This is a genomic window from Pectobacterium wasabiae CFBP 3304 (assembly GCF_001742185.1).
Lineage (GTDB): Bacteria > Pseudomonadota > Gammaproteobacteria > Enterobacterales > Enterobacteriaceae > Pectobacterium > Pectobacterium wasabiae.
In genome coordinates this window covers 2,615,601-2,628,447 of the sequence record NZ_CP015750.1, presented here as the reverse complement: position 1 = coordinate 2,628,447, position 12,847 = coordinate 2,615,601, and the positions used below count along the sequence as shown (strand labels likewise).

General features: G+C 55.4%; 12 protein-coding genes and 1 pseudogene. All 13 read right to left on the bottom strand.

Going from position 1 to position 12,847, the window contains the following annotated elements:
• Positions 1 to 12: 12 nt before the first annotated feature.
• The 13 genes and pseudogenes from A7983_RS11955 to A7983_RS11895 all read right to left on the bottom strand — a co-directional run bounded on the left by A7983_RS11955 (position 13) and on the right by A7983_RS11895 (position 12,828).
• Positions 13 to 1,631, bottom strand: a pseudogene (locus tag A7983_RS11955) (Tad domain-containing protein).
• 109 nt (positions 1,632 to 1,740) lie between these two features.
• Positions 1,741 to 2,379, bottom strand: coding sequence for a TadE/TadG family type IV pilus assembly protein (locus tag A7983_RS11950; RefSeq protein ID WP_005971706.1), 639 nt, complete (start codon positions 2,377 to 2,379; stop codon positions 1,741 to 1,743).
• On the bottom strand, positions 2,372 to 2,944 hold the full coding sequence (locus A7983_RS11945; RefSeq protein ID WP_005971703.1) for a hypothetical protein: 573 nt from the start codon (positions 2,942 to 2,944) through the stop codon (positions 2,372 to 2,374). Before A7983_RS11945 ends, A7983_RS11950 begins: the two co-directional genes overlap by 8 nt.
• Complete coding sequence (locus tag A7983_RS11940) at positions 2,944 to 3,795, bottom strand: tetratricopeptide repeat protein (protein WP_005971700.1); 852 nt, start codon at positions 3,793 to 3,795, stop codon at positions 2,944 to 2,946. Before A7983_RS11940 ends, A7983_RS11945 begins: the two co-directional genes overlap by 1 nt.
• 292 nt (positions 3,796 to 4,087) lie before the next feature.
• On the bottom strand, positions 4,088 to 5,047 hold the full coding sequence (locus A7983_RS11935) for a type II secretion system F family protein (protein ID WP_005971698.1): 960 nt from the start codon (positions 5,045 to 5,047) through the stop codon (positions 4,088 to 4,090).
• Between the two features lie 14 nt (positions 5,048 to 5,061).
• Positions 5,062 to 6,042, bottom strand: coding sequence for a type II secretion system F family protein (locus tag A7983_RS11930; RefSeq protein WP_005971695.1), 981 nt, complete (start codon positions 6,040 to 6,042; stop codon positions 5,062 to 5,064).
• Between the two features lie 18 nt (positions 6,043 to 6,060).
• Complete coding sequence (locus tag A7983_RS11925; protein ID WP_039477914.1) at positions 6,061 to 7,467, bottom strand: CpaF family protein; 1,407 nt, start codon at positions 7,465 to 7,467, stop codon at positions 6,061 to 6,063.
• Positions 7,468 to 7,545: 78 nt separating this feature from the next.
• The gene (locus A7983_RS11920; RefSeq protein WP_005971690.1) at positions 7,546 to 8,745 is read right to left on the bottom strand and encodes a hypothetical protein; all 1,200 of its coding nucleotides are present in this window, start codon (positions 8,743 to 8,745) and stop codon (positions 7,546 to 7,548) included.
• Between the two features lie 14 nt (positions 8,746 to 8,759).
• The gene (locus tag A7983_RS11915; protein WP_005971687.1) at positions 8,760 to 9,446 is read right to left on the bottom strand and encodes a CpaD family pilus assembly protein; all 687 of its coding nucleotides are present in this window, start codon (positions 9,444 to 9,446) and stop codon (positions 8,760 to 8,762) included.
• 21 nt (positions 9,447 to 9,467) lie between these two features.
• Positions 9,468 to 10,895, bottom strand: a complete 1,428-nt coding sequence (locus A7983_RS11910) for a type II and III secretion system protein family protein (protein WP_005971684.1) — start codon at positions 10,893 to 10,895, stop codon at positions 9,468 to 9,470.
• Between the two features lie 80 nt (positions 10,896 to 10,975).
• The gene (gene cpaB, locus A7983_RS11905) at positions 10,976 to 11,995 is read right to left on the bottom strand and encodes a Flp pilus assembly protein CpaB (RefSeq protein WP_005971682.1); all 1,020 of its coding nucleotides are present in this window, start codon (positions 11,993 to 11,995) and stop codon (positions 10,976 to 10,978) included.
• Positions 11,996 to 12,041: 46 nt separating this feature from the next.
• Complete coding sequence (locus A7983_RS11900; RefSeq protein WP_005971680.1) at positions 12,042 to 12,593, bottom strand: A24 family peptidase; 552 nt, start codon at positions 12,591 to 12,593, stop codon at positions 12,042 to 12,044.
• 10 nt (positions 12,594 to 12,603) lie between these two features.
• The gene (locus A7983_RS11895) at positions 12,604 to 12,828 is read right to left on the bottom strand and encodes a Flp family type IVb pilin (RefSeq protein ID WP_005971678.1); all 225 of its coding nucleotides are present in this window, start codon (positions 12,826 to 12,828) and stop codon (positions 12,604 to 12,606) included.
• Positions 12,829 to 12,847 lie beyond the last annotated feature (19 nt).

Sequence of the window (12,847 nt, the reverse complement as noted above, 5' to 3'; positions counted from 1 at the left end):
TACCTTCAGCGGTCATTCAACCAGCCGAACATAGCCGCCCTCGGTTTCGATCTGGCTGGCAATACGATCCAACCGCCGAATCAATTGATCCTCAACACCCTCTGCGCCGAAGCCTGAACCATCGATAAAGCTCATGCGTTTTTCACCCTCAGTGCAAACCAGCAGGCCCGGCGTCGCTTCCTGATCAAACAGGTTGCGACCAAAGTCTTCAGGATCGCCGGGGCGAATGCCGACAAAATAGAATTTGATGTTGCGTGCGCGGAAGCTAGAGCACAGATCGCGGAAACGCTGTGCGGCAAAAAAACGGGCAAGATCCGTTCCAGTCCCCCCCGAAATTCGTTGCGATTGAAGTTGTAGCTGTCGGTGTCAAACCAGTTGCCGATGGTGTTAGCCATCATCACAATCACTTTTTGCCCGTCACCGTTGCCGTCCAGATTGAAATCCAGCGGCAGCTTGGCATCACCCCAGCCGTCTGAGCCGCGCATATTTGGCGACAGCGCCGCCCCCGCCCACGACATGCCGATGGCGTAGTTCACGTTGAAACGGGCAGAAAATTGATCAATACGCGCATCCAATTTGTCAGCGTCATTGGTCAGTGGCATCAGTGCCGCATTCGGGCATCCTTTATCCGCCACGATCCAGCGAGTATCCACCGCGTCAGAATCGTCAAAATCGGGGTTCGGGCCACGCCAACTGATCGGTGGTGCACCAGGGCTACCGTTTTGTGGCAAATCGTGGCGATAGTAAATGCGGAATTGGCCGACGGGCGGTTCATCCCAGAAGAAGTTTTCCTCTCTCCCTAGCCCACGGTACATGCACAAAAGATTGGCACGCCGATCGGGGAAACGGCGATCGGCCAGGCTACTCACCACACCACTAGCAAACAGCGAACGCAGCTCTGGCGGGTTCAGCGCACCCGGTGCAGCCCAGCGCCGAATGCGATTCGCGTCTTCCGCATCGTACACATTTACCGACTGGCTGTACGGCACCAGCGACAGCCACAGGTTGTCGCGCTTAGCGTCCCCGCTGCTGAGCAGGCGTTCAACAAACGAACGGCTAACACTTTTCAGCGAGCGAATATCTCCCGCGCTCATATCCCCCGTCACCGGCATCACAAAGGCCACTTCCGTTGGGCGGTTGATGACTTCCGAGGTCGAATACACTTCCTGCTTCTTCGCGCCCAAACTCAGCAAACTGGGCTTGGTTTCAAAGGCAACGGTCACGGTATAGGTTTTACGCGTCGCGCTATTGCGCCCTTCCGTGACAGACACATCGCCCGCCACCAGTTTTTCACTCAGGGTCTTATTCATCCCCAGATTGCTTTTGACGTATTCATACGCCAGCGTATTGGTGTCTCCCTGACTGTATTCTTCACCATTAATGGTGGCCTGATGCCCGACGGCCAACGCGGCGGCATCCGTCGCCCGCTTAATCTGCGTCGCATCACCCGTTGCCGTTGAGGTATCCACAATGAAGGCCGCCGTCACTAGCAGCGCCATCGCTCCCAGCGCATAGAATGCGGTGCCCGCGCCCTTTTCCTGATGAATAAACGCAGACAAGCGCTCACGCCAGAACAGAGCGAGTCCGGTATCGTCTTTTTTTACTCTTCTGTTCTGTAGGTTTTTTTTCATGCATTCCTATCCTGTCTACCTGGATTCAGCGCGTACTCATCCCGCCCATAAAACGGGAAAATAAAAACGACATTGCTCATAGTGATAGCGTTATTATTCCAGCTTTGGATTACGGATTCCGTTCATCCTCTTCCAGTCCGGCTTCTTTTCTGAGTGTCTCATCCAGCGTCACCACGCCAATAGCCACTCGGTTGATGGAGGAGGCATGCAACATGCCGCCCAGCGACAGGCCCCCCAACAACCCAACATCTTTCCCCTCGCGGCAGATTTCGACTACCAGCATAGAGATGTTCTTATTGCCTTCTTCCCGATCTCTTTCCGGCAATTCAGGCGTATATTCTTCACCGGGCAGCGTTTCGCTTTCAGCACAGAGCGCTTCCGCCGTCCCTCGGCTCAATTGCCAGTACAGTTCGCCGGTCTGACGCACATTGCTGATTAACAACTGGTAATTACCCATCCCTTCCGTTGGTAACACCGTATCGAGCAAGCCCTGTAGACCTTGTTCATCCAGCCTCTGCTGCATCGCTAATATTGATGCAATGGCCCCTGTACGCTGTTCCATTCGCGTCCGCTCCAGCCCAACGGTATAGATATCCGCACACAGAGAACCTATCGCCAGCACAATCGGAAATGCCAGCGCCGTTTCTACCGCAGTAGAAGCGCGGCGAGAAAACCAGAAGCAGCGGAGTCGGCTCAGGCAGCGGTTGATGTTCAACCAACGATGGAGTTTCAATAAGTGCTCAGTCATTACGCAGTTCCGTTCCGAACACATGTTTGTACTGATAGCGGAAGGTATCACCCAGCGTGAGCACCTCCGGCAGCGGCGTAATAAATGCCTTTTTGATCTGCACCGTTACGGACCACACGGGTAGCGTCGTGGTTTCCTCACCATCGGGATCGTCCTGGCTGCTATTTCCGTTTGTTAACCCGCCAAGCTGAGTCAGATTGTCGAAGTGCAACACGCTAACAGTTAAATCGTCTTCCTTGAGGTAGCCGTAGCCAGCCTCAACCATGCGCGCCTTCAGCCGTGTTCCCATCTGTTCCGCACTGTCCGATACAAGATTATCAAGACGGAAGGTCTGCACGGCTTTATCCAGCGCGGCGCTGCCGACAGCGATCACCAGCCCGATACGCGCCAGTTCGAACAGCATCATCACGCCGACCAGCACCACTGGCACCAGAAACGCCACTTCCGTCGCGATCACGCCGCATGTGCTACGCCAGTTGCGATCATGGCGCGGCACTATTCCTCGAACTACGCCTCGGACTATGCCTGCATCACGCCACGGGGAACGACGCTGAAGCCACGCCATTACTCAGGCGAACTCAATTGCAGGCGTTGACGGCTGGATAACAGCAGCGCTTCGCCACGAGATTTATCCTGCTGCATCTGCAGTAAACGCTGGTTCAACTCATCGATCAGTCCATCAATACGCTGCGGCTGGGCAATGGTCTCCAATGCCGCACGAGCCTCATCATTTCTGCCGCCAGAGAGGTAGGCCAGCGCCAGATTCAGCCTACCCGTTGCGTTGCTGCCATCCACTGAACGCAGCAGGGAAATCGCTTTGTCCGCATTGCCACTTGCCAGCCATGAGAGCGCCAGGTTGTTGAGCGCCGCGATATCTGCCGGGTTCACCTGTAGCGCTTTTTCAAACAGTTGACGCGCCTCTGCATGCTTACCTGATGCATCCATCACCACGCCCATACCATTGAGTGCGCCTGCGTCATTCGGCTGTGCTTTCAGCGCACAAGAAAAGTCATTTTGCGCCATCGTATTACGTCCCAACGCCAACTGCGCACGCCCCATCCCCAGACACACCGCCAGCGCTTCTTCCGGCGTCATTCTGTTGGTATCACCGCCCAGCGCCTGCCGTGCTCGTCCGTACAATTCCAGCGTTTGCTGTGGCGAACGCGCTAACGCAGCCACGCTGGCATACTCCAGCATCTCTGCCCCTTTCAGCGCATCACGGCTGTCGAGACGCGCATACACTTCCGTCGCCGCTTCAACACGCCCTTGATCGCGCAGCAGGCGTGCCAAACGCAGGCCTTCATCCTTACTGCCTTTAATCGCCGTCGAGCTGCTGCATCCCACCAGCACGGTACTAACGATCAGCAGTGCCAGCATGGGCGCGCCGCGCTTGAGTTTTGCTACCAGATCGACCATTTTCGATAACTCCATCGGTTGTAACCATTGTGATTTCCGGCGCATACCCGTCATACTTCAAGTTGCATGTGCGTTGGCTGCGCTACTCGGTCCACTTACGTGGACCTCGCCCCGTTGGGGCCGCTGCAAGCAGCGTTCAAACCTGCCTCTGGCAGATTTGTCACTCACCCGAATCACTTACCTGTGTAAGCTCATCGGGATTCCTTCCCTTGCCGCCTTCCTGAAACTCGAATTATTTAGGGTATATATCGGGAATCGATGTTTTTAAAATCAATGTGTTGTAAATAAAATGCTATTGCGCCAGCAGGCGGATCACTCGCACCAGTGCAGGCGATGCCATAATGGCGATAATCGGTGGCAAGATCAGCGCCATCAACGGCACGCTCAGTTGCGCAGGTAATTTTCCCGCCTTCTCTTCCAGCCCTAAAATCAGCGTCTTGCGGCTTTCATCCGCAATAGTACGCAGCGCCTGAGACAGCGGCGTACCGTAGCGTTCCGCCTGAATCAGCGTCGCCACCATACTTTCGATCTCGCTGACTCGGGTACGTTCAGCCAGATGCCTCATCGCCAGTGTACGATCTGACAGGATCTGCAATTCGGCTGCGGTGTAGTGCAGTTCATCCGCCATTTCCGGCGACGATAGCCCCAACTCCTTTGACACCACCTGCAACACGCGTCCGATAGGCAGACCAGCTTCGGCGCAGACCACCATCAGATCCAGTGCATCCGGTACCGCACGCGCCAGTTTTTCACCCCGGCTTGCCGCACGCCACTTTAGCCACCACTCCGGCACCATGGAGCCAACAAAGAAGCCAATGAGCCCCGCCGCGACACCCGTCAGGCCAGCACGGTCAGCAGGCGGTAGCCATCCCCACACCAGAGCGATAGCGAGCAGCGCCCCGGCAGCAAATTTCCCCATCACTAGCAAGCCCACCGCTTCATTACGGCGGAGACCGGCCAGATCAAGCAGACGGCGCAGATTGCGGCGATCGCGATCCGATCCCGACAAGCGCTCGCCCTGTATAGCAAGGGGCTGCAACAGCTTTTCCAACAGGGGGGATAATGCAGTTCCCTGGCCTCTCAGGATGTTCTCCTGAGAGGCCGCCTCTATAGAGGCCGTGGGCAAGTGCCCGCGCATGCGAATTTCCAACTGCTTGTATTGCTGCGTTTTATGGTGTGCACGGGCCAGATAAATGCCTGCCACCATCAGCACGAGCGCCAGCAGCAGTAAAGGATCGTCAAAAACAGTCATGAGTGGCTCACCCTTTACCCTATCCGTTTAACCATAACGTGTGTCACCAGCATGCCGACTGAAACGCTGCACAAGGCATAAATCAGTACCGACGTTCCCACCGGATCGGAGAACAAGAAACTGAAATCCTCCGGCGATTTCATATACAGATAGGCCAGACAACCGGGGAACAGTGCGGCGACAATCTTGGCTGATGCGCGTGCCTCAGAGGTTTTGGACTGCACTTTAAGTTGCAGTTCCCGGCGGTCGCGCAGCGTAGCGGACAAACGCTCAAGCGTTTCTCCTAGTCGTCCACCCGCTTCCTGATTGATGATCAGGATCACCACGAAGAAACGGTACTCGGCCATCGGCACTCGCGTCGCCGAGGCCTGAATCACCTGACGCAGCGGGATACCGAGCCGCAGCCAGTGATCGATCGTCTTGAATTCATTCGCCAGCGGCCCGGTCAGGTGCTCGGCGACAATCGAGAACGTATTCGCGACAGGCACGCCCGCCCGGCAACTGCGCGTAATGGCATCAATCGCTTCCGGCAGGCTCTCACGCAGCGCTTTCAGGTGTTTTTGCAACGTCGAGCGGAACATCAGCATGCCGATACTGACAAACAACAGCAGTGTAAATATCAGTCCCATCGTAAGCGGCAGCAGGGTACGTTGCCCCAGGATCATGCCGAGTATCAGGCTGGCCGCTGCCAGCGAGAGGGAACGCTGAAGCAGGTTCTTTTTCCAGCCGATGAACGCCATCTGCGCCCAGAGGATAGCTAACCAGCGCCCGATAACAGGGATCCCCATCAGCGGCGTTCTGATCTCGTCACGCAGGATAGAATCAGACTCTGCTGCGGCTACCGATGGGCTAACCTCGTTCAAAATCTGCAGCCAGCGTTGTTCACGCTGTATGCGTTGCTGGCGTGACTTTCTCCAGGCGTTGACCGCCAAAAGCATCATCAGCACGCTGCAAAACACCAGCAGCGTAATCAGGTTCAGGCGTAAATCACTCATCGGCGTCTCCTCAGCCCATCACTGCGCATCAAACAAATGCGCTTTATCGCTGTAGAACTGCGGACGCTGCATGTGCTGAACATATTCCCCCGTCAACAAGCCCTGTCCATCCATGCCCTGAATATTGAAGCTGAACAGATCCTGAAGCTGGATCACTTCATTTTCCATGCCGCACACTTCGGTAATCGACACGACACGGCGCATGCCGTCACGCATACGTTCGATCTGCACGATCAGGTGAACGGCGCTGGCGATCTGACGGCGAATCGCCATCAGCGGCAACTGCATGTTGGCCATCATCACCATGTTTTCCAGACGCTGTATCGCATCACGCGAGGTATTGGCGTGCACCGTACACAGCGACCCATCGTGACCGGTGTTCATCGCCTGCAACATGTCAAAGCTCTCGCCACCGCGCACCTCACCCAAAATGATGCGGTCAGGGCGCATACGCAGCGCATTACGCATCAGATCGCGCTGATCGATACGTCCCGTGCCTTCTGCGCTGACAGGACGGGTTTCCAGCCTCACAACATGCTCTTGTTGCAATTGCAGTTCGGCGGCATCTTCAATGGTGATGATGCGATCGGTGCTACCGATCTTCTGCGATAGCGCATTCAGCAAGGTGGTTTTACCTGCCCCCGTACCGCCAGAAACGATCACGTTAACGCGTGCCTGCATGGCCTTGTTCAGAACATCCGCCATGGCATAGGACATGCAGCGACGCTCTGCCAGCATTTCCAGCGACAGGTTGCGGCGCATGAACTTACGGATCGAGATCGTCGTACCGTCGATCGCCAGCGGATAGGTAATAACGTTAACGCGGCTACCGTCCGGCAGACGCGCATCCACCATCGGGCTGGCTTCATCGATACGCCGCCCGACCGCCGCCGCAATACGCTGCGCGGTGTTAAATACGTGCTCTTCATCAATGAAGGTAATCGGCGACAGCTCCAGCTTGCCAAAACGTTCGACAAACACCTGACCAGCCCCGTTAACCAGAATATCGTTGACCGTGTCATCCGACAGCAGAGGCTGGATCGGCCCGATCCCCGTCATCTCATCCAGCATTTCGGTGGCGATGGCTTCCTCTTCCTGTCGAGAAAGCTGCAAACGCTGCTCATCACAGATGCGGCGGATCACCGTTTCGATCTGTACCAGCAGTTTGTCACGCCCCATCATCGCCGCTTTACCGGCGTCGATCTGATCGTAGAGCTGTGCGCGGATAATACGGCGTTGGCTAGTCCGGTTGTCCGTCTGGCGGGCTGCGGGTACAGCAGATCCTGAAGACGTATTCGCCGCTGGCTGCGTGCGGTTCTCCGCAGCCGGACGCGTTTTCAGTTCCGCCACATTAGCGGCAGGCGCAGGCTGAGGTGTGCTTTTTCCTGCTTCACTTTTTTGCAGGTTATTCTTGCGAATCAACATAATCCTTAACCCCAAAAACAGTTCGTAACCCTAAAATAGTCGGTTCACCCTTTGAGAAACGCCGAACGCTGAACATCATCAAGCTCGCTTTAACCAACGCGAGAACCAGCGTTTTTCCGCCTGTCTGGCGCGCACGCCGCAGGCCAAATCGACCAGTTGGCGTAATCCCTGTTGGAAAGCAGGCGCTGCCGCGAGATTTAATGCGCCGAGAGCGAGGCTCTGCGACAGCGCATGGCCGGCATTAGGCAGCACGACATCAATCTTCCGGCCGATAAATTGTTCAAACTGATCGCGACTTAGCGGCGCAGTCGTGGCAAAGCGGCTCTGGTTATGCACCAGCAGCAGACGCTGCCCTTCACTTTCATCGCCGATCTCATTCAGCACGCGCCGCACATTACGCGCATCCTGAAGCGTCAATTCCGTCACGATGATGCGCAGATCCGCATAGGTCAGCACATCCAGCGCCCCGGTCGGGTAGCTGCTGGGTAGATCCCAAATGACCTGATTGAACATGCGGCACAGCGCACCACCGAGATTCAGTACGTTATCTACGTCAACCGGGCTCAGTTCACCCAGTTCTGGCTTCTGTGCTAGCAGGTGCAGACGCGTATCGACACGCAGCATGGCGCGCTGAAGCAGTCGGGTATCCAGTTCCTGAGTCCCCAACACAGCAGCCAGCCCCGCATCATCGGTTTGCCCCTGCAACAGCAGTTGGTCACCGTTACGGCGGTCAAAATCCACCAGCGCTACGGGTAGGTGGCGTTCGCCAGACAGCAGACGGCTCAGTCCCATCGCCACTGTACTTCCGCCGCTTCCGCCGCTGGCGCTGACAACAGCAATCGTCCTGCCAGTGCGGGCATATTCCGGCCCCGCCTGCTGGCCTTCACACTTCGCCAGCGTTGCCGCCAGCAGATCCAGCGTGAACGGCTTCACCAGATAATCCACCACGCCCGCCTGAAGCAAGGCGCGGTACAGACCAACATCCTGCTCTTTGCCCGTAGCAATCACCTGACTGGTGGGGCCGCAGACGCTCAGCAACTCTTCCAGTGCCGGAAGTGGCCAGTGCGTGCCTTCCAGATCCACCAGTAAAACGTGGGGCGGTACATTCAGTTCACACCACTGGCGAGCGGCAGCAATACCGCCGGGCATCACCGGGACATCCGGTTGTTTCAGACGCGTGAAAAGATCGCTGATATCAGCCACATCGCGCACATCATTGGCGAACGCGACCAGCGGTAACGCCAGTTCGTCACCATCGTTAGGGGTAATTTCACTCATGGAATGTCACGCCCTTAATCTTCTTCAAAGTTAATGTCGATGAGCTCTTTCACTTCACCTTTGTGATAGCGTTCGATGCTATTGACCGCCGCCACGCCATCCGCATTATCCAGCGCTTTCGCCTGGATCAGATCGCGAGGTTCAGCGACCATCATCGCCAGATTGTTTTGTGTGGCGCAGCCCAGATAGCCGACGCCATCAAACGGCTTCACCATCAGTTGGTTTGGATCGTTGATCGTGCAGCGGGTAGTTTTGACCACCAGCGCCTCGGAGATCACTTCCAGATCGCCAGTCTGACCACTCGCCGTAGAACGGCGCATCTGCTTGACGTTCCGTGCATCGGCACCGGCGTTTTTCAGCACGGTCGCCAGTCGCCCGGCCATCTGCTCACCGCTCGCACTGTGCGGGATCAACGTCAGCGTCTGCGCGGACAAACGTCCCTGATCTTTCAACATGATATTGAGCTGTCGTAAGGATTCAGGGAGGAACCCCCGTCCGTTCGGCGCGACCAATAGCGGCACTGACACCGATGAAGGTTGGACAGCAACCGGTTGAAGCGCGGGCTGATCAAAGCGCTGCATACGCACGCTGTTAATCGGTTTATTCCACCCACACCCTGATAGCAGAAAGACTGCAGTAAGCACCGCCGCACTGATGTGTAGTCGGCGAAGAGGAGGGTGATTTTTATTAATTGTTTTCATAGTTGATTGCCCCTCACGGACTCAATAGAGATAGCCGATAGATGCAGAACGTGGCATGGACGAATCCAGCGTTTTTATGCCTTGTCCCGGCGTCTGAAGGTCGCCCGCGTTAACCGGTTCGACGACGTAGGCGGTCGCAATGATCACCAGTTCCGTTTCTTCGTGGCTGGTGGATTCGCTTTCAAACAGGCGACCAAACATCGGGATACCACTTAGCCCCGGCACGCCGTTTATCGTTTGACTACCGGCACTGCGCAACATACCTGCCAGCGCAAAGCTTTGTCCGCTGGCCAGTTCTACCGTAGTATCCGCACGGCGTACCGTTAATGCCGGAATACGCGAACCGCCTTCCAACTGTACGGAACCCACATCGGTAAGTTCACTGACTTCTGGCGCAATGTGCAGACTGATGCGGTTGGCAGACAGCAGCGTCGGCGTCATACGCAGGATCACACCGTAGGATTTGTAATCAATGCTGACACTGTTATTGGTGATCAGAACGATCGGCACTTCCCCGCCAGCGGCAAACGCAGCCGTTTCCCCTGACATCGCCGTCAGGTTGGGTTCGGCTAACACGGTTGCCATACCCTGCTGGTTCATGGCGGTTAATAGCCCACTCAATCTGGAGCGACCAAAATTCAGAAAACCAGAATCCGTTGGGTTAGCAAATCTACCCGTTGTGGCGTTGAACAGATTAAGACGCGAACCACTGCCCGCACTCATATTGCCACTACCAGTGCTCAGCGATGCCGCCCAGTTGAACCCCAGCTCGCTGGTCAACTTGCGAGACACTTCCACCACGCGTACCTGAATATTGATTTGCGAAGGCGTTTTGATTTTGAGCTGATTGACCACTTTGCCGGAGGATTCGCTGGAACTTGGCAATTGGTCACCGCCCCCGCCGCCACCTTGTGCACCGTTTGAAGAGGCGTTGATGTACGTCTGAATGCTGTCGATGACGCGCTTGGCATCCTGTGGTGTATCCACACTACCGCGCACAATCACGCCGCTGGGGATCGAGGCTTCCAGTTGGATATCCGCACCGGGGAATTCACGCTTCATGCGTTCACTCAGTGCTTTCAAATCATGCTCAGACACTAGGCGAATGGCGTTGATGACATTGCCATTTTCATCCATCGCATAGAGCGTGGTAGTCCCGACATTTTTGGCGTAAACAAACAGATTACCCGGCGAAGGCAGTTCAAAACTGGCAATATTCGGATCGGCCACCAGCACGCTGTCTGGCAACGCATCAAGGTGGAGTAAGCGCCCCTGATGCACCGTCAGGCGTACCTCATCGGTGACAGGTGCTACAGATACCCCGGCAGCCTGCGTGGTGGCAGGCAACATCAGCATGGCAGGCAGTACCGCATTAAATAGGCTGGCAACCAGCAACCGTTTGCACGTTCCCCGAGCGTCCGATTTCAAAAACAGCGAAAACATCGTCATTTACTTAATTTCCGTAATGGGCTTCATTTTTCTACGATCAGCACACGGCTCTCCGCAGGCTGTCAGATTACGTGTTCGTTCTATCGGGCAGGGAACGCCACCACGTCTTTTTGTTCAGCGCGATACGTCTTGACTTGGCGCCCAACAGTAATACCGGACATACTGTTATAAATATCCGTACTTTGGGATAGCGACGTTACGCTGGAGTGCCTTGATAGCGCGGACAACAGCGTATTATCTGCTCGGTTACATGTTTTATCCGTATCATCAGGCGTGGTGCTACGTATGGCTAAATGCAACATGCCCACTTCCTTTGCCACAGCTAGAATTTCAGCCTGTTTCGGCGTCACTTCGAGCGTGACAGTTTGGAAACTGATGGGGCGTTGGCGGGACGATGTCGTGGCCGGGACACGACTCTTTTCCGTAGAATCAAGATTATCTTCCGCAATAACATCTTGACGTGGACGAATATCCGAATCGGTTTGGTTATTCAGGGCCAATACTCTTAGATTGCAGACAATAGACTCTGATGCTAATAAAGGCTTAGCTACAGATATCGTAGCCGTCGAAGGAGACACTACCCATGAAGGTCGTGTTTGTTCACGCATCAATTCGGGCTGCTCATCCTTTTTGATACTGAGGATCACATCAACACGATCGTTTGGCGAGACTAACCCGGCGTTGCTGGCAACAGCGCTGGTCGGCACCGAAATAGCGCGCTTGCCTTTGCCCAACACAGCCGCGACAAAGCCCGGTTCATTCTGCCTCACCAGCACGTTACTCGTCAGCGCGGAGCCTTCTGCCACGGTTTCACGCAGCGTCGCACCGAATAGCAATGATTGGCTGTCCTTACCGCGCACAAAATTGAACGTGCGGGAAACCGGTTTATCCGTCTCGTCCCAGCGTAGTGATGCGGGGTCAATGAAGTCACCGGGATGCAGATCTTTCGCCGCCACCAGAATGGCCGTTTTTTCCGGTGCCTGAACAACAACCGGAGGTGGCGGAGGGGGAGCGGAAGAGAGATGGCTGCGTACCACCAACGCAACAATACCTGCCAGAACGAGCGCGCCTGACAGTACGTATGTAGAGTTCACTTTCATTTCAACTGGCCTACCCTAGCGTGTGTGTCTTAAAGCTGCGACAGAATTAAAACAAAGGAAAAATCAGGACATATATCGCGCCAAATGCAATCGCGACACCGTAAGGTATGCCTTGAGAAAGATCGGCGGGCAACGCGGGTGGCATAGGCAACCGACTCTTGAATATCCGGTTAGTGGTTTGCACGCCCAGCGCAACCGCTGTGGGTACGGTATTAAGCAGCGGCAGACTGAGCGCCAAAACACCGCCAGCCAGCGCAGTTACCATGATGAAAACGATCTGGTGCCCTTGCCCAACCCACAGGCACAGCACACTCATCAACTTCACATCCCCGGCACCTAATCTGCCCGTGAGGAAAAGTAAAAATCCCACAACCAGAACAGCCGCCGCACCGGGCAACGCCCATAGCATTTTCCGTAATGCCGCCATATCTAACGCACCGGATTGCAGGACATGTAAAGCGCTGAAGAACAGCCAGCCCAGCAATAAAATCAACACCGCCTGATTGGTAATTTTTCGTACTAACAGATCGGTGCTGATACACCACAGCAAGCACCCTACCAGTAGTGCTATCTGCGGCCAGTGCGTGTAATCCGTCATCTTGCGTGCGTTATTTCGCAGCGCCAGATGAACCACCGCCCGTCGTACCGGTGCCGGTAATCTGATCGGCGATTTGGGTGAATTTTTCATTCAGCGCTTTCACGAAGATACCGTCACCGCCGAAAATAGCACCAATGGCCGCCGCCATTGCCGCCGCAAGAATGCCGTATTCGATTGCCGTTACACCGCTTTCGTCACGCAGGAAAGAACGTAATTTTGTTTTCATGTTTTTCATGGAAAGATTCTCTATCCGC